We start from the raw sequence: 17584 nt of genomic DNA, 5'->3' as shown, positions 1-17584 counted from the left end.
GGACGGACCAGCGATTTCAACGAGTCCGGGGGACTTGGAGCGGGCCATCCGGAGAGTCGGAGATACTGGTGCTTTCGGGATCCTCCGTGCCCCTCATTGCGAGGCAAATCGCCGAGGGGCAGGGTCCGGCGACAACAGCACTGGTGAAGGAGTCCGCCGAGGTGGCGACCGCTACGGAGCACCTACAGGGACCAGCGAGCAATACCCGCAACGCGGCAGCCCTTCCGCCGATCCCGGAGCCGGGACAGGTCGTCAAGGTCCGAGGCTCCACCTGGGCGGTGTCCGATGTCCGTAAGCAAGGTCTCCCTCGAAGCCCTGCCGACGAAGGCGCGCCGGGGCTGTCCCATGTGATCAGCCTGCAGTCTCTGGACGAGGACCGGCTCGGGCAGGAGCTGACGGTCGTCTGGGAGCTGGAGGTCGGCCACACGGTCGCGCCGCATCAGGGCCTTCCGGAGACAGTACGGGCGGAGGCGTTCGACGATCCGAACACGCTCGCCGCCTTTGTGGACGCAGTCCGCTGGGGTGCGGTCACCTCGGCGGATTCCGACTCCTACCAGGCCCCGTTCCGGAGCGGCGCGAACGTGGAGGCGTACCAGCTGGTTCCGCTGAGCCGGGCCCTGCAATCCTCGCGTACGAACCTGCTTCTTGCCGACGACGTCGGGCTGGGCAAGACCATCGAGGCCGGCCTCGTCGTGCAGGAGCTGCTGCTGCGGCACCGCGCACGGTCTGTGGTCATCGTCTGTCCGCCGAGCCTGTCGCTGAAGTGGCAGGACGAGATGCGGGAGAAGTTCGGCCTCGACTTCGTCATCGTCAACAGCGAGTTGATGGCGAAGGTGCGGCGAAGTCACGGGCTGAACGCCAACCCGTTCCGGCTCTTCCCACGCGTGATCGTGAGCATGGCGTGGCTGCCGTCGCTTCGGGCGCAGCGATTGCTGCGCGACGTGCTGGCCGATGTGCGCAGCTCTCAGACGGCCAGGCGGTACGCGTTCGACGTGCTGGTGGTCGACGAGGCGCACCACGTGGCGCCGGCCAGCCCGACGACAGCACCCGGGCAGCGCGGCTACGCGGTGGACAGCAAGCGGACGACGGCGACGAAGAAGCTCGCGGAGGCGTGCGAGCACCGGCTGTTCTTGAGCGCCACGCCACACAACGGCTACTCGGAGTCGTTCACTGCCCTCCTGGAGATGATCGACGGCCGCCGGTTCACCCGCGGCGCGAGCATCGATGAGAAGGCGCTCAGGGAGGTGATGGTGCGCTGGCTGAAGACCGATCTGCCGGACAAGGGGTTCAAGGCACGGAAGCTCGGGACCCTCCAGTTCACGCCGTCCGAGGAGGAGCAGCGGCAGTTCGAACGTCTGGAGCGGCTGCTGACGGAGAGTGCCCGTGCGAACGGCAAGAAGTCGGGCGGCGACATCGTCGCGATGCTGCTGAAGAAGCGCTTCCTTTCGAGCCCGTGGTCGTTCGCCCGCACGCTGGAGCTGTACGAGGGCGCCGATGGCGGCGACCGCCAGCTGCGAGTGGATGACGAGGACGAGTACTACACGGAGGTTCTTGGTAGCAGCCAGTCCGACGAGGAGGAAGGTGCGGCCGAGCACCCCGAGTTCACCGCGCTCCGCCACTCCAAGGGCTCGGACCCGCTGGTCACCGCCACGAAGAGCGAGATCGCCTCGCTCGTCGAGTGGGGGCGGGGGTACGAGCACAAGCCGGACTCCCGGTTGGAAGAGCTGCTGTCCTTCCTCAACACGGTCTGCCGCCCGGACGGCCGCCTCTGGACCAACGAACGGGTCGTGGTGTTCACCGAGTACGCCGCCACCCTGGAATGGATCGAGCGCATCCTGCGCCAGCGCGGCTACGACGGCGTTCTCGAGGTCATCCAGGGTTCGACCCCGACCGAGGAGCGGGAGAAGATCCGCGCCAGGTTCACCGAGAGCCCCGACAAGCACCCGGTGCGTGTCCTGCTCGCCACCGACTCCGCGGGCGAGGGCATCGACCTCCAGACCCACTGCCACCGCCTCGTCAACTTCGACATCCCCTTCAACCCGTCCCGCCTGGAGCAGCGCATCGGCAGAATCGACCGGTACGGGCAGACGCAGAACCCGGAGATCTTCCACTTCGTACCGGTCTCCAGCTCCACGACGTACGCCGCGGACATGAAGTTCATGGGAATCATCGCGACGAAGGTCGGGCAGGCCACCGAAGACCTCGGCAAGATCAACCAGGTCATCGACGCCGAGGTGCAGGAGCACTTCAGTCCCACTCGGACGACACGCAAGCCCCGACCGACGGCACCGGACGACGGCAACGAGGTGATCGCCCGGGCCCTGGCGGGCGGAATCGAGCTGAACCGCAAGCTGACCCAGCTGTCGGAGTCGTACGGCGCGTCCAAGGCCGCCATGCACCTCACGCCCGCCAACGCGCGCCGGGTGGTGGACACCGCACTCACCCTGACCTCCCAGCCCCCGCTGGACGAGATCGGCGACGACCGCACCGAGGCACAGGTCTTTGAGATCCCGAACCTCGGCCGCACCTGGCAGTCGGCACTGCGCGGCCTGGACACCCGCCTGGAACCGGGCGTGCTGCGTCCCATCACCTTCGACGACCAGGCCGCGCAGCAGCGCACCGACCTCGTCCACATTCACCTCGGACACGCCCTCATGCAGCGGGCCACCCGCACACTCCGCTCCGCCCTGTTCAGCACTGACTCCCCGGTGCACCGAGTCACCGCCGTCGTCACCCCCGACCTTCCCGAATCGTGTGTCGCCGCTGTCTCTCGGCTCGTCTTGGTCGGGCGTGGCGGGCTACGACTGCATGAGGAGGTCTTCCTCACCGGCGTGCGCTTGCGCGGTCAGGCGCTCGCCGAGGCCAAGGTCGAGCGGGTACTCGACGAAACGCTCGACTCTGCGGACCTGATCCTCGCTAACGATGAGGTACGCGCCCACCTCGCCGAACAGTGGAACGACGGGGCCCGACTGCGTACCCGCCTGGTGACCGCGATGGAACGCAAGAGCGCCGCTCGCCAGGAGAAGGTCACCGAGGCCCTCACACAGCGCAGGGACGCCGACATCAATCGCGCCCACGAGATCTTCGACGCGTTCCGGCTCAACCTGCGCGAGTCCCGTGACCGCCTGGAGCGGGAGATCCGCGCCGAGGAAGAGCTCCTTTTCACCGATGACCAGCAGAAACAGCGCCGCCGCGATCTGCACCACATGAACGAGCGCCTCGACAGCCTGGACGACGAGGAAGCACGCGAGATCGCCTCGATCCAGGAGCGCTACAGCGACATCCGGCCCTACGTGTCCGCCGCCGCGGTCGTGTTCGCTCTCACACCTGAAGACGCCAAGAACGGAATGGTCAAGGCATGAGCCGCAAGTACCCCCTGACCGCCGCCGAACTGCACCGCTCCTGGCTCGAACTCGTGGACACCGACGGCCCGTTCCTTGCCGTCCCCGCCCTGGAACGCGTCTACCCGCAAGGCATCCCCCAGCCCGACGCCAGCGCGCTCGACGCCATCAAGGACGCCAAACCCAGCTTCGAAAAGGCGTGGGAGAACTGGGACGAGCACCCCGATGACGAAGCCGCGCTCGCCCTGTATCGGGAAGCCCGCGACGCCTGGGTCGACCTCGTCCTGCGCCAGGGCCTACGCTGGGGCACCTCCTACACCGTGCCGGCCCCGGCCGCCGCCGATGTCCGCTCGCCCGACTACATTGTCACCGTGCGCGCTGACGGCGCTCTGATCCACGGTGACACCACCGGCGCCCTCGTCCTGGTCACCAACCCCACGGACTCCCTGCGCGACCCGCTCACCGACGGATGGTCGGCCAGCCCCATCGACCGCATGGAAGAGCTACTGCGCGCCTCTGACGTCCCCATTGGCATTGTCACCGATGGCCGTTGGTGGGCCATCGTCAGCGCGCGCCCGCAGACCATGGTCGCCTCCGGCATTGTCGACGCACAGACTTGGATCGAAGAGCCCCAGACCCGCAACGCCTACATCGAACTCCTCCAGCGCCGCCGTCTGGTCGGCGGTAAGCCGCAGGACCGACTGACGGAACTCTTCGGTGAGTCCGTCACCGCCGCCGAGAAGATCACCGAAGCGCTCGGCACCCAGGTCCGCCGTGCCGTCGAACTCGTCGTCCAGGCCCTTTCCGAAGGCGCTCTGGACGCACAACGACGCGGCGAACCCGACCCACTTCCCACGCAGCGGGGCGAGGTCTACGAGGCCGCTGTCACCGTCATGATGCGCGTCGTCTTCCTCCTCTTCGCAGAGGAGCGCGGACTGCTGCCGCAGAGCCGCCTCTTCGCCATGGGCTACGGCATCAGCGACGAACTCGACCTCCTCGATGCACGCGAGAAGGAGGAGAGCGAGCAGGCCCTTGACGCCACCTTCCTGACCTGGCACCGGCTTCTTGCCACCTCCCAGGCCCTGTACCGGGGCGCGACCTTCGAAGACCTCCGCCTGCCCGAGTACGGCGGCTCCCTCTTCGACCCCGCCCGCTTCTCCTTCCTCACCGCCTGCGACGCCCAGGACACCCTGGCCATCACAGTCAGCGACCGCGTCATGCTCGAAGTGCTGCGCGCCGTTCAGGTTGCCCAACTGCCCGGCGGTGCAAGGCGGATCTCCTTCCGCGACATCGACGTCGAGCAGATCGGCTACATCTATGAGGGTCTGCTGGGCTACTCCTGCGAACCAGTCAAAGAGACCATCGTCAGTTTGACCGGCAGCGCGGGGTCCGAACCCGAGATCCCCCTCGCCACCCTCGAAGAACTCGCCGAAGCGAACCGCACCGAGACCGCGCTGGGCGACGCAATCCTCGCCTGGGTCAAGCAGAACCAGCCGGCCGCAAAACCGTCCAGCAAGGCCGCCCTCATCAAGGCGCTGAAGGCGGGCGAGACGCTCGACGACGCCGAGATCGCCCTGCGCGACGTCACCGACGACCCCGAACTCCGCGAACGACTTCGCCCGTTCATCGGCATCATCCGCCGCGACTTGCGAGGTCGTCCCCTCGTCGTGGAACCCGGCGGCGTATTGCTGGTAGAGACTCCCTCGCGGGCCTCCGCAGGCGCCCACTACACGCCCCGGTCCCTTGCTGAGGAAGTTGTTCGGTACGCGCTGGAGCCTCTGGTCTACTCGCCCGGACCGCACCAGACTGCTGACCAGGACGAGTGGCACCCGATCGACTCCGACCAGATCCTCGACCTGCGCATCGCCGACATCGCCTGCGGCTCAGGGGCCTTTCTCGTCGCCGCGGCCCGGTACCTCGCCGACCGACTCGTTGAGGCATGGCAGCGACAAGGGCAAGCATACGGGTCGCCGCATGACATGCGCGTCCACGCCATAAGGACCGTCGTCGCCACCTGTCTGTACGGCGCCGACATCAACGGCATGGCCGTGGAAATGTGCAAGCTGTCGCTGTGGCTGGTTTCGCTCGACCCGAAGCTGCCGTTCTCCTTCGTCGACGACAAGGTGCTGCACGGCAACGCCCTGCTCGGCCTCACCGATGCCCGGCAGCTACGTGACCTCCACATCAACCCCGCAGCGGCCGGCGACCAACTCAGCGTGTTCGGCCTCAATGTGGACGACATCCTGGACAAGGCCACTCGCCTGCGCCGCCAGCTCGCCACCGAGGTCGATGACGGGGATCCACAGCGCTCGGCGGCGGCCAAGCGACGGCAGTGGCGCCGATACCAGGGACTGACGGCTCAGCTCGCTGACGTCGCGGATGGTGTGATCGCGGCTGGTCTGCGATTGGGCGGCAAGCCCGGGAAACAATTGAAGGCGGCGTACGAGGACCTGCACATCGCGGTGGAGAGGGCGTACCCCGCCGGAGGCGGGGAGCCGAACCGGACAATGCTCGACGGCATCCAGGAGGCCGGGCTCACGCCGACGGTGACGACGGATTACGAGCGGTGGAAGCCGCTGCACTGGATCCTGGCTGTGCCGGATGTGATGGAGCGGGGTGGCTTCGACGCAGTGGTCGGAAATCCGCCCTTCCTGGGCGGGCAGAAACTCACCGGCGCGTTGGGGACTAGTGTCCGTGACTGGTTCGTCAACACACTCGCGGGCGGGAAGAAGGGGAGTGCGGATCTGGTGGCGTATTTCTTCCTGCGCGCGCATGAGCTGCTGTTGCGGCGCGGCACCCTCGGGCTGATCGCGACGAATACCGTCGCTCAGGGGGACACTCGGCAGGTCGGCCTCGACCAGGTGGTCTCGAAGGGCTTCGCGATCACCCGCTCGATCCAGAGCCGGTCGTGGCCTGCAGCCAGCGCCAACCTCGAGTATGCGGCGGTGTGGGGTAGTCGGGCCGACATGAACTCGGCGGTGCCCCGAATCGTCGCCGAGATCGAGGGGGACATCGAGGTTGAGCGGATCTCCACGCTCCTCGAACCGGGAGGCCGGGTGGACGGCGATCCGAAGCGACTGGCAGAGAACATCGGGCTCTCTTTTCAGGGCTGTAACGTGCTGGGCATGGGCTTCGTGCTGGAACCCGACGAAGCCGCGGCGTGGATCGATGCCGATCCGATGAACAAGGACGTCTTGTTCCCTTACCTCAACGGTGAGGATCTCAACTCCCGCCCGGATAGCACGCCTTCACGCTGGGTCATTGACTTCAACAATAGATCGGAACAGCAGGCCCAGGAGTACGAGCTGCCGTATCAACGAGTGCTAGAACAAGTGAAGCCGGAGCGCGCTCGAAACAACCGGAAAGTCTATAGAGACTACTGGTGGCAGTTCTGCGAAAAGCGCCCTGCGATGCGGAAGGCGCTCACCCACGCTGACCTCGACGAGGTGCTGGTGATTGCGCGAGTCAGTAAGACTGTGATGCCTCTTCGTGTGCCAACACGACAGGTATTCCATGAAAAGCTAGTTGTGTTCGCCAAGGGGGCATTCGCAGATCTCGCGGTCTTGTCCAGTAGCCCGCATCAGCTGTGGACGATCAAATACGGGACCACGATGCGAGTTGACCCGACATACACACCATCGGCTGTCTTTGAAACCTTTCCACGCCCGGATGTGAGCGGACACCTTGCAGAAGTCGGCAAGATGCTCAACGCTGACCGCCGAGAGATCATGCTGCACCGCGGTCTCGGTCTCACCAAGCTCTACAATCTGGTCAACGACCCTGGCATTACCAATGCCGCCGACCCTGACGTTGCCCGCCTACGGGATATCCATGTAGAGCTCGACCGTGCCGTCATGGCCGCCTACGGGTGGGACGATGTCCCGCTGGACCACGGCTTCCACACTTACCGTCAGATGCAGCGCTGGACGGTGAGCCCTGCCGCCCGCGTGGAGATCCTCGACCGGCTCCTCGAAGAGAACCATCGTCGTGCCGCCGCGCAGGGCGTTGTCGGTTCCACCGGCAACAATGGGCCCATCGAGGAAAAGGAGGGCGACGAGTGAATACCCCCCGGCGTGATGGCGCTCAGGCCGTAGGGAGCGCAGGCACACCCGGCGCTGCTGAGGCCCCTGCCTATCGCCTTGCCCTCGAACCCGATGACCGCTCCTGGACAGTCCGCGAGAACCTCGTGGACATCCTGGAGCGTGAACTTCTCGGCCCTGCGAATGGGCCGACCGAGATCCTCGAAGGCGTGCCTGACTCGGCGTATCTGATCGGCCGGATCGCGCCCGTGCGTCTGACCACCGGCCACGACGACCCCGGCGAGGCCGGCTCTGCCGATGCCGCGACAGACGTCGGCGATGCCGTTGACGCAGCCGGGAGCCGGGGGGTGCCGCTCACGGCTGTCGATGACAGCAGCGCGAGTTCGGACGAGGACGCGGTCGAGGACCAGCCGCAGAAACGCGGCCTGATGATTCCGGCGTCGATGGGGCTGCGATTCCAGATCCCCGACGATCTGGACGAGTTCACGGTGACGGCCTCGTGGGGCACGTACGGGCCAGTCAAGGAGAAGCGCGGCGAAGCAGAAGGTGAATCCGCACAGGCTCTCCGGCGTTTCCAGCGGACCCCGCACGACATCGTCAAGACGATCAAGGTCGCCGGTCTCACACCGTCCCGTACGAGCGAGCTCGTGTTGAAGGACAAGGTCGTGCTCCGGGTGGATCGTCATGACGAGGCAGAGCGCGGCTGCCGCTTGATTGAGGTGGCGCTGTGCAATGACCGGGAGACTCCTCGGAAGATCCCGGTCGAGGCGTGGCTTTACCAGACCAAGTTGTCGGTGTCTGCCGGTGGTGCCGAGGTGTTTCTGCCGGTCAATGATGTACTCCTCGATCCGCGCGAGGAGTGGGACGACGAATTGCGCCGGCTGCGACTTCAATACCGCGACCGTCTGGAGTTCGCTCATGGCCGGACCTGCTCGGTGGACTGGAAGGTGGCCAAGGGTTCCCGTAGGGCGAGTGGGGTCTGGACGACGTGGCTGCCGGTCAGCGAGACGCCGCAGACGGCTGCCGAGGAGATCGGTACGGCTCTGCTGGACATGCGGAGCCTTCAAGAGGCGTCAATTGCCGACCTGCGGGACGGGCTTGAGCCGATCGTCAAGGGTTACGCGGCCTGGCTGGACGGCGAGGAGCGGCGGGCTGAGGCCCTACCGGAACATCTGCGCTCCGAAGGGCTGGAGGCGGTGGGTGATGCCCGTCGGGTGCAGCAGCAGCTTGAGAATGGCCTGGCGTTTCTGCTCGCGGACGCGGAGGCGTTGCGCTGCTTCCGCTTCATGAACCGGGTGATGGCCGATCAGCGTGTGCAGTCACAGGTCGTGGAGCGGCGGGCGAGTAAGCCCGAGGAGAGTATCGAGGCGGCTCGCGAGGCAGTCATCGCAGAAAAGCAGGCACGGGCGCATTCTTGGCGTACCTTCCAGCTCGCCTTTGTGCTCATGCAGCTGCCGTTGCTGTCTGATCCTGCGGCTGAGAAGCGGTCGGGGAATCTGGCCAAGGCACAGTTGCTGTTCTTCCCGACCGGTGGTGGAAAGACGGAGGCGTATCTGGGTCTTGCCGCCTTCACGTTCGCGATTCGTCGCCGGCAGGGTGTCGTGGATGCCTTCGACGGGCCGTTGGATGGACGGGCCGGCGTGGCGGTGCTCATGCGATACACGCTGCGCCTGCTCACAGCGCAGCAGTTCCAGCGTGCCACCACCCTGGTGTGCGCGGCGGAACTGGTCCGGCGCGAAGCCCCGGCGATATGGGGCGAGGAGCCTTTCCGTATCGGGCTGTGGGTTGGCACCGATGTCAGTCCGAAACGGTATGACGAGGCCGCCGAACAGCTCCAGAAGGCTCACGGCGGCCGCGGCTACCGGCTGACGGTGTTGCAGATCCAGCGCTGCCCGTGGTGCGGCACCCGGGTCGAGGCTCGTGATGTGCGCACGGAGCCCGCGCTGCGCCGGGTGTATGTGTATTGCGGTGACGAGCTGGCCGAGTGCCCGTTCTCCGACGGCGGCGAGGTCCCCGACGGACTGCCGGTCCTCACGGTCGACGAGGAGATCTACCGGCTCGCGCCGGCCTTCGTCATCGCCACGGTGGACAAGTTCGCGCGCCTGTCGCGTGAGGGCGAGGCGGCCTCGCTCTTCGGGCATGTCTCGCGACGCTGCGAGCGGCACGGCTTCGTCCACCCCGACTATCAGCAGTGCGACATCAAGGACGGCAGCAAGCACCCCAAGAAGGACCGCTATCCCGCGGCCCCCGTACATCCGGCCATGCGACTGCGGCCGCCGGATCTCGTCATCCAGGACGAACTGCACCTGATCACCGGTGCGCTTGGCACAACGGTGGGCCTGTTCGAAGTGGCCATCGATGTGATGAGCGACTGGCGGACGAAGGACGGGCGTCCGGTGCGTCCGCTGCTCGTAGCCTCCACAGCCACCGCGCGCAACGCGTCTGAACAGGTACGTGCGCTGTACGGGCGGGACGTCACCATTTTCCCGCCCCAGGTCCTGGACGCCGGGAACACTTTCTTCTCCAAGGAGATCCCCGTCTCCGAGGACAGGCCAGGCCGGCGCTACGTCGGGATCAGCACGACCGGGGTGCGTTTGACCACGGCGGAGATCCGGGTGTCCGAGGTTCTCATGGCCGGCGGGCAGCTGCTTCTTGACCTTTCCGGCAAGGCGGCGGACCCGTATATGACTCTGGTCGGCTACTTCAGCGCCACCCGTGAACTCGCGGGCATGGCCCGGTACATGAGCGACGACATTCAAACAGCGCTGGCCAAGGGCCGACCCTGGTCGAAGCTGTCCCGCCGGACCGGCACGAACTTCGGTTCCCTGAACGTCGCCGAGCTGACGTCGCGTGTGTCCAGCGCGGACATCACCGCGACACTGGACCAGATGGCGGCGTCCTTCGATCCGGGCTTCGACTCCACTGCGGGCAAGCGCAACCGGCGCGCGTTGAGGGAGGCGAAAAGGCCGGAGCCCACCCGGGAGGTCAATCCGTACGACGTGGTCCTGGCCACCTCCATGCTGCAGGTGGGTGTGGACGTGACCCGCCTGGGCCTGATGCTCGTGGTCGGGCAACCGAAGAACACCGCGGAGTACATTCAGGCCTCCTCGCGCGTCGGCCGGGATGCTGACCGGCCGGGGCTGGTGGTCGCGCTCGGGAACTGGGCGCGACCCAGGGACCTCGCCCACTTCGAGCAGTTCCGTCACTATCACGAGACGTTCTACAAGCAGGTCGAGGCATTGTCCGTGACCCCGTTCTCGGTGACATCGCTGGAGCGTGGTCTGGATGGCGTGCTGGTCAGCGCGGCCAGGGTCCTGCAGGCCGCCAAGGCCGGCCAAGGGCTGTCTCCGGAGGACGGGGCCGCCCGTATCGAGGCCGAGCAGCACTTCGCCGGCGAACTTATCGACGCCCTTGTAGAGAGGATCGTCAAGGTCGGCGACGAGGACGCTGCCAATCGGGCCCGTCTGCGCCTGGAGAACAGGCTCGACCAGTGGCTGAAGCGGCGTAAGCACCTCATGGAGGACCGCAAGTCGCTGGTGTACGAGCGGGTCAAGGACGAAAGTCGGCACGACGCGCTGATGATGAGCGCGGAGAACGCCAAGGCGGGTATCGACTCTCGAGATGCCGCACCGTTCATCGTGGCCAACTCCATGCGGGAGGTGCAGCCCGAGATCAACCTCTTGGTGAGCCCGATCAAGGAGCGACTGGTGTACCGCGCGCCCGACCATGCCCCTCAGTGGAAGCTGCCGGAGGACCAGTCGTGAGTAACGAGACACGCTTCGTCTACGACATCGCCCACGCCGTCGACCCGCTCGGTGACCTGGAGCAGGAGGCGGAGAAAGCCGCCAAGCACAACCGCGCCAAGGTCGGCTCGGCCCGACCCTCCTCACTCCTGTACACCTACGGGCCCGGCGCGATCATGGACCTGCCACAGTTCACGATCATGCCCACCGGCCTGGACGACTGGGACCGCATCTGGCGGCGCCGCGACTCCGCGCCACTACAGATCCACGCCCCACGGCTGCGTGATGTGGTCCGCATGATGCTGCGTTCCCCCGACGTGCAACTGCGGCCGTACCCCTGGCAGCCGAAGAAGCACAGCCGGTCCCCTGAGGGCAACGACCTCGGCGTCCCGTCCCGGATCTTCCCGCAGTGGCTGCGATGCACCGGCTGCGACATGCTCGGGCTACTCGCCCAGTTCGACTACCGCAACACCCACCCGTACCGCACCGACCTGGCCGTCTTCGAGCACGCCAAGTGCACGGGTCGCGCCGGCGTCGGCACGCGCAAGGCGATGCGACGCACCGCCATCCCGGCCCGTTATCTCCTGGCCTGCCCCGACGGACATCTGGACGAGTTCCCGTACGACCTGTGGGTGCACCGCGGGCAGCCATGCAGCAAGGCAGAACTGCCCGCCCTGAAGATGGTCGACCGTACAGCCGGCAAGGGCGCATCGGCCGTCATCCAGTGCGCGTCGTGCGACATGCGTCGCCCCATGAACGAGGCCCAAGGCGAAGCCGGCAAGGCGAAGCTGCCCCAATGCCGCGGACGCCACCCGCACCTGGATGCTTTCGAACCCAAGGGCTGCCCCAACGCGACCCGCCTGATGCTCGTCGGCGCCTCCAACCTGTGGTTCCCCGCCACACAGTCGATCATCGTCATGCCGGATTCCCCCGAGGAGAAGGCCAACGATCTGGCCGACCGCATCCGAACCACGCTCGGCGACAAACTCGCCAAGTACCGCGCCAACCTCGAACTCATCAGGGACTTGCTGGACGAGCGCGTCGACGTCACCCGTATCTCCGACCAAGACCTGGAACAAGTCCTCCAGGCCGCCTCCGCGCCGACCGACTCCCCGGAGGAGCAAGAGCAGAAGCTGCGCGACTGGGACCCGGTCGACCTCCTTGTGCCCGAGTGGCGCCACCTGGTGCGCGACATCTTCGGCAGCCGGGCGGAAGAACCAAAGAGCGGACTTACCCTCGCCACCCGCGAGCGAGGCAAAGACCTACGGCCGGAAATCACACGCGTTCTCGCGGTCGAACGTCTCCGCAAGGTGAACGCCCTGGTCGGCTTCACCCGGATTGACGACATGGATCGCGTCGGCGACCTGCCCCGCCGCCTGGCTCCGCTGACCCGCACGCCGCGGCCGGCCTGGACAGTCGCCACCGAGGACCGGGGCGAAGGCATCTTCCTCCAGCTCGACGAGAAGGCCGTCGCCGCATGGGAGAAGCGCGTCCTGGACGCCGACGTGTGGAAGTCTCACCGCGAGGCACACCGAAGAAACTTCGAGCGCCGCTTCTCCGAGACCGCCGGCCAGGTCGACTCCGAAAGCCGCCTGAAACCTCCGCGGTACTGGCTCGTCCACACTTTCGCCCACATCCTGATCCGCGAACTCGCCCTCACCTGTGGCTACTCGGCCGCCAGCCTCAGCGAGCGCCTCTATGCCTGGCCCGCCGCAGAAGGCCGCGACCCGTCGGCCGGCCTCCTTATCTGCACCACCGCCTCAGACAGCGACGGCACCCTCGGCGGCCTCGTACAACTCAGCGAGCCATCGCGCCTCCAAAGGGTCGTCGACAGCGCGCTACGTAAGGCCGCGCGCTGCTCCTCGGATCCCATCTGCTCCAAACGCACCCCCCAGACCCCCGAGGACTTCCTCCACGGCGCCGCCTGCCACTGCTGCGTCATGGCCTCGGAGACCTCCTGCGAGCGCGCCAACCGATTCCTGGACCGCCGGTTCCTCCTCGACCTGCCGGGCAGCAGTCTCGGGTTCTTCCAGGTCCATGAGTAACGCCGACGCGCCACGACAGCTCGGCCAGTTACTCACTGGCACCGAAGCCAAAGGCATAGCAGACCGGCTGGCCGACGGCGACACCTTGACCGCCGCGCTCAAGGTCGTCGCTGTCGGCCAGCGGGCAGAAGTCCGGAGGCTGCTGGATGCAGTGGCCGGGGGCGCCGGGGCGGCAGTCCAGCGGATTCTGGTCCTGCGTGCCATCGAAGGGGCACGTGCACTGCCGACCACACTGTCACCTCTGTGGACCATGCCTGGCCACCTCGCCCAGAGCGGGCCCCTCACCACCTCGGTGCCTCGCCTCGTGGACAGTGCACGGCACGCGATCACCTGTTCGACCTTCAATTTCCAGCGCAGTTCGGCTCTTTGGACGTCGCTACGGGAAGCTGCTCAGCGAGGCGAAGTTGTCGTCCGCATCTACATGGACAGCCGAGCAGCTGACGGCCGCGGACAGCAATGGTCCCCTTCGACCGCAGAAGTAGCCGCGCACCTGGCCCCGGCCGAGGTGTGGCGCACCAAGGAGTTCGACGGTTCATACGTCCGCAACCACGCCAAGTTCCTTGCCATCGATCACCGCCTCCTACTGGTGACCAGCGCAAACTTCTCCTGGAGCGCAGAGAACAACAACGTCGAGTTCGGTGTCCTCATCGACAACCCGAACCTCACCGAAGCCGTCGAACGCGAGCTGAGGGAGGCAGAGGGGAACCTGTACGAACGGGCCGGCTAAAGCAGACGTAGGCGCGACGCGGATCGCGGTCAGCGCCTTCTCCCTCGAGAGGCGAGGGTGTCGAGTGGTCCGCGCGTATCCGCTCAGCCCCCAGCCGGGACCTGTATCCCAGCATCGACACCGTTCGAGGGCGTTGCCCCGACGACGACAGCACACTCATTCGGGATCACGAGACCGCAACCTCGAGATGGTAGAGCTCAGGCAGTCAGGGTTGCGTCGAGGTATTCCTGCACCGGCTCGAACAACCCGTACGGCACGTACTGCGCGATCTCGCCATGGGCGACCCAAGCGAGTTCGGCCAACTCCTCGGTGTCGGCTACGTGGGCGGTGCCGCCCATCACTTCGCAGGCCGTGTACGACATCAGCCGGCCCGTCTTCGGATGGACCCGCTCGCCGAGCAGCTTCACGGCGGCCACGTACAGCCCGGTCTCCTCTTGGGTCTCCCGCACGGCGGCGTCCTCATGATGAGGATCTTTGAAAACGGCCAGCTGTGCTCTTCGTTCCTCACGTCGTCGAGTTTTTGACTAAGTGAGGAGGGTGGGGAGTGACGAGCACGTGCGAGGGCCCGGCGGCCGAAGGCCGCCGGGCCCTGATGATCGGTAACGGTGAGACGGGCTCGTTCAGGGAGTTCGTCTCAGGGGGACGACGTCGGGGCTGGTGGGCATCGAAGGGCGTGCGGCCTCGGGGGTGGCCAGTAGGGCGACGATGGTGATGGGTTCCTGGCAGTGGGGGCAGTTCCTGGTGGCGGTAGGTTCCAGCGGGTCGCGTTCTGGTGTGGTCCGGCGTGATCCGCCGCGGGGTGTCGTCCGGGGTGGTGACGGGAGTTCAGGCCGGGACGGCGGCGCTTCGCCGAGGCGGAGGGCTCGGGCCTCGTCGCGTTCGCGGTTGCGCAGTCGCTCGGCATCCCTGCGACACGCGGCGGAGCAGTAGACCTGCCGGATGCGAGGGTTGGCGGTGAACTCGCCGAAGCAGACGGGGCAGGTGTGCGTCACCGGCTCGGCGGACCTGGTCCGGTGGGCGGCGGACTTGCACCTGGGTGAGCAGTAGATCTGCCTGGCCGCAGGCGTGAACTCACCGTCACAGACTGGGCAGTTGACGTAGTTGAGGATGGCGTGGGATCGCGGTTCGGCTTCAGGAGACACGGGCGTTCACTCCCTTGCGCAGGCTCTCGGCCTGATGCTGGTGGCCGCGCAGGCGGTAGGACGGCCCGTCGATGCCGGCGACAGCGGCCCGGTGCAGGAGCCGGTCCAGCATCGCCGCCGCGACGGTGGCGTCCCCGAACGCGCCTGCCCAGTCGGCGATGCCGACGTTGGTCGTCAAGATCGTGGACGATTTTAGATACCTCTGATTGATCACCTGGAACAGCGCCGAGGCACCGTCCTCGGGCAGCGGTAGGTAGCCCAGTTCGTCGATGATCAGCAGTTTGGGTCCCGCGAAGAACCGCATGCAGGTCTTCCAGCGCCCTTCGAGGGCGGCCCGGTGGCATTTGGCCGCGAGTTCAGCGGCGGTGGTGAAGTAGACGCGATGCCCGGCATCAACCGCGGCCCGGCCCAGCGCGACCGAGAGCATGGTCTTGCCCACCCCGGGCGGGCCGACGAACAGGACGTTGGAGGCATCGTCGAGGAACCGCAGGGTGGCCAGGTCACGGATGAGTTTCTCGTCGACGCCCGGCTGGGCGGCGAAGTCGAAGTCGTTCAGCGTCCAGGGCTCGGGCAGGCAGGCGAACCGTTCGCGGGCAGCGCGTTTGCGAGCCTCGACCGCGTCGACCTCGATCTCCAGCAGCCGCTCCAGGGCGGCGGTCAGCGACATGCCCTCGGCCCGGGCCTGGTCGCAGACCCGGTTCAGGGCCTCCGCGGCGTCGTTGAGTTTCAGATAGGACAGATGGCCTCGCAGCTGCTGGAAGCGGCGCGCTTCGCTCATATGAGTCGGCGACGTACTCACTCCTTGTTCTCCTCCTTCGACGAGGGATCACTCCGCAGCCGGTCGGCCACGGCGGCATAAGTGGCCAGGTCGATGACGACCCGTTCGGCCGGGTCTCCGGCGGCAGGCCGGCCGCGCAGTTCCTCGGCCTCGGCCAGCGCGGCGGCCGACGGTGGGCGGCGGACCTTGGTCTTGCAGGGCGCCCGGTCGGTGAACGAGGCCAGCACCGCGCGCTCGAGCGCGACGACGTGCCCGTCGTCACGGACGGTCTGTCCGGCCCCGCGGGGCGCGAGCCGGTGCTGGGCGATCACCGCCCGGCCCGCCGTCGCGATCCGCACGTGGTCCTCGCCGAGCCGGTGCAGAACCCTGACCTGGGCGCCCGGGAGGCCCGGCGGCACGGAGTACTGATTGCCCTCGAAGGACACCAGCCCTTGCGGACTCACCACCCGCTCGGCCTCGAGCTCGGCCGGGAACGGCCTCACCGGAACCTTCAACAAGCCTTCAGCAAACGCGAGTTCAGCGACCGTAAAGGCGATGCCGTCGATCCTCCGGCGGCGGGCGTCCATCCGGACGGCGAGCTTGTCGACCCCGGACTGGGCCTGGACCACGCTCAGCTCGTCGGGGACCGTCCGCCACCACCGCTGGGCGGCGGAATGGTTGGCCTTCTCCACCACGCCCTTGCGATTGCCGCGACGCGGCGGACAGATATCGACCCCGGCCCCGTAGTACTTCGCAACCGCCGCGAACGCCGCGGTGACTGTCCGCTGGACGGGTAACAGACCGTCGCCATCCGGTCGAAACGCCACCGCCGCGCAGTCCCACCGAGCTTGCGCACCACCACGTCCAGCGCCTGGACGAAGTGCGGGAAATCCTCACTGTCGGCCAGCACCGCCCGCCACCGGCCCGAATGCGCGAGCGCGCCGACCAGCAGATGCGCGTGACTGCCCACGCCCCAGAATTCCGGCGGGTCGGGCAACTCCACCCAGTCGAACTGGATCTCCTCGCCCGGCGGATGCGCGATCACAGCGACGTCCCGCCCGCTCGAGGCATGACACGGCTCGCAGTGCGGACGCACCCCGTGCCGGCGCAACGCCCGCGTGAACGTGGAGTACCCGCCCTCGTATCCCAGCGCCCGCACCTCGTCCAGCAGCGTCGACGCCCACAAATGCGGATCGTCCGCGAGGCGCTGGCGGCAGTACGGCAAGAACGCAACGAAGGCATCGGGGGCCTGGCGCCGCTGCCCAGCCACCCGCTCGCTGTTCAAGTACTCGCGAATCGTCTTGCGATCCCGGCCCAGATGCCGGGCGATCGCCGAGATCGTCCATCCCTGACGACGCAGCGCATGAGCGTCCACGTCTTCCTCCCGCGTAAGCATCCAGGCCCCCGAACAGGCCGACTTGCGTACGCAGGCTCTCCCGTACACGTCGGAGTCAGTTCGACACGCCGACCAAGATCACACGAAGGATGGGGAGATCAACTGAGCAGGTTTGAGGAAGTAGAGAGCGCCGACTGAGGACTTTCAGAGAGCGCCATCACTCACGCGCCTCTCCGGGCTCAACCTCACCGGCCGGGAACTGCCAGGAGAGCTGCCCCTCGCTGACTCGGCGGCGGACCATGAGCACGCGCCCCTCATTGACGACGATGGCCGCGGCGATGGCTGCTCGTTCCTCCGCGTTCTGCTGCGTCACGTCTGCTCCTCCAGGAAAGCCAGGATGGGTGGGAAGATCGTATCGACGGGTATGAAGCGGGGCACCGAGGTTCGGGGCAC

Annotated in this window: 9 protein-coding genes and 2 pseudogenes; 5 read left to right on the top strand and 6 right to left on the bottom strand. The window is 66.9% G+C overall.

Annotation, left to right across the window (positions count from 1 at the left end; translation table 11 throughout):
• Positions 1 to 143: 143 nt before the first annotated feature.
• The 5 genes from drmD (at position 144) to drmC (ending at position 13896) form a co-directional block, all read left to right on the top strand.
• Complete coding sequence (drmD, locus tag M1E25_RS20365; RefSeq protein WP_308290455.1) at positions 144 to 3362, top strand: DISARM system SNF2-like helicase DrmD; 3219 nt, start codon at positions 144 to 146, stop codon at positions 3360 to 3362.
• Positions 3359 to 7402 carry an Eco57I restriction-modification methylase domain-containing protein gene (locus tag M1E25_RS20360; protein ID WP_251417743.1) on the top strand — a complete coding sequence of 1348 codons (4044 nt, stop codon included), beginning with the start codon at positions 3359 to 3361 and terminating at the stop codon, positions 7400 to 7402. The genes drmD and M1E25_RS20360 overlap by 4 nt, the downstream gene beginning before the upstream one ends.
• A gap of 125 nt (positions 7403 to 7527) precedes the next feature.
• Positions 7528 to 11145, top strand: a complete 3618-nt coding sequence (gene drmA / locus M1E25_RS20355; protein ID WP_251417740.1) for a DISARM system helicase DrmA — start codon at positions 7528 to 7530, stop codon at positions 11143 to 11145.
• A complete protein-coding gene (gene drmB, locus M1E25_RS20350; protein ID WP_251417738.1) occupies positions 11142 to 13169 on the top strand; it encodes a DrmB family protein in 2028 nt (675 codons plus the stop codon). The genes drmA and drmB overlap by 4 nt, the downstream gene beginning before the upstream one ends.
• A complete protein-coding gene (gene drmC, locus M1E25_RS20345) occupies positions 13162 to 13896 on the top strand; it encodes a DISARM system phospholipase D-like protein DrmC (RefSeq protein ID WP_251417735.1) in 735 nt (244 codons plus the stop codon). The genes drmB and drmC overlap by 8 nt, the downstream gene beginning before the upstream one ends.
• Before the next feature lie 197 nt (positions 13897 to 14093).
• Here the strand turns inward: drmC and M1E25_RS20340 are convergent.
• From M1E25_RS20340 to M1E25_RS20315, 6 genes and pseudogenes are all read right to left on the bottom strand, one after another.
• Positions 14094 to 14357: pseudogene (locus M1E25_RS20340) on the bottom strand (NUDIX hydrolase); the annotation flags it as partial.
• A gap of 159 nt (positions 14358 to 14516) precedes the next feature.
• Positions 14517 to 15038, bottom strand: a complete 522-nt coding sequence (locus tag M1E25_RS20335) for a hypothetical protein (RefSeq protein ID WP_251417733.1) — start codon at positions 15036 to 15038, stop codon at positions 14517 to 14519.
• Positions 15028 to 15837, bottom strand: coding sequence for an IS21-like element helper ATPase IstB (gene istB / locus M1E25_RS20330; protein ID WP_251417730.1), 810 nt, complete (start codon positions 15835 to 15837; stop codon positions 15028 to 15030). The genes M1E25_RS20335 and istB overlap by 11 nt, the downstream gene beginning before the upstream one ends.
• Positions 15834 to 16424 carry a Mu transposase domain-containing protein gene (locus M1E25_RS20325; protein ID WP_251417728.1) on the bottom strand — a complete coding sequence of 197 codons (591 nt, stop codon included), beginning with the start codon at positions 16422 to 16424 and terminating at the stop codon, positions 15834 to 15836. Before M1E25_RS20325 ends, istB begins: the two co-directional genes overlap by 4 nt.
• Before the next feature lie 2 nt (positions 16425 to 16426).
• Positions 16427 to 17170, bottom strand: a complete 744-nt coding sequence (locus tag M1E25_RS20320; RefSeq protein ID WP_251417724.1) for a transcriptional regulator — start codon at positions 17168 to 17170, stop codon at positions 16427 to 16429.
• A gap of 181 nt (positions 17171 to 17351) precedes the next feature.
• Positions 17352 to 17504, bottom strand: a pseudogene (locus M1E25_RS20315) (NUDIX hydrolase); the annotation flags it as partial.
• Positions 17505 to 17584: the final 80 nt, after the last annotated feature.

Source organism: Streptomyces meridianus, assembly GCF_023703325.1.
GTDB classification, from domain to species: domain Bacteria; phylum Actinomycetota; class Actinomycetes; order Streptomycetales; family Streptomycetaceae; genus Streptomyces; species Streptomyces meridianus.
Note: the sequence above shows the minus strand (reverse complement) of the source record. Positions and strands in the feature narration are given on the sequence as shown.

What these genes read in the sequence shown, in the direction of transcription:
- drmC (WP_251417735.1), top strand. Translation starts at nt 13,162, where the DNA reads ATGAGTAACGCCGACGCGCCACGACAGCTCGGCCAGTTACTCACTGGC.
- M1E25_RS20360 (WP_251417743.1), top strand. Translation starts at nt 3,359, where the DNA reads ATGAGCCGCAAGTACCCCCTGACCGCCGCCGAACTGCACCGCTCCTGG.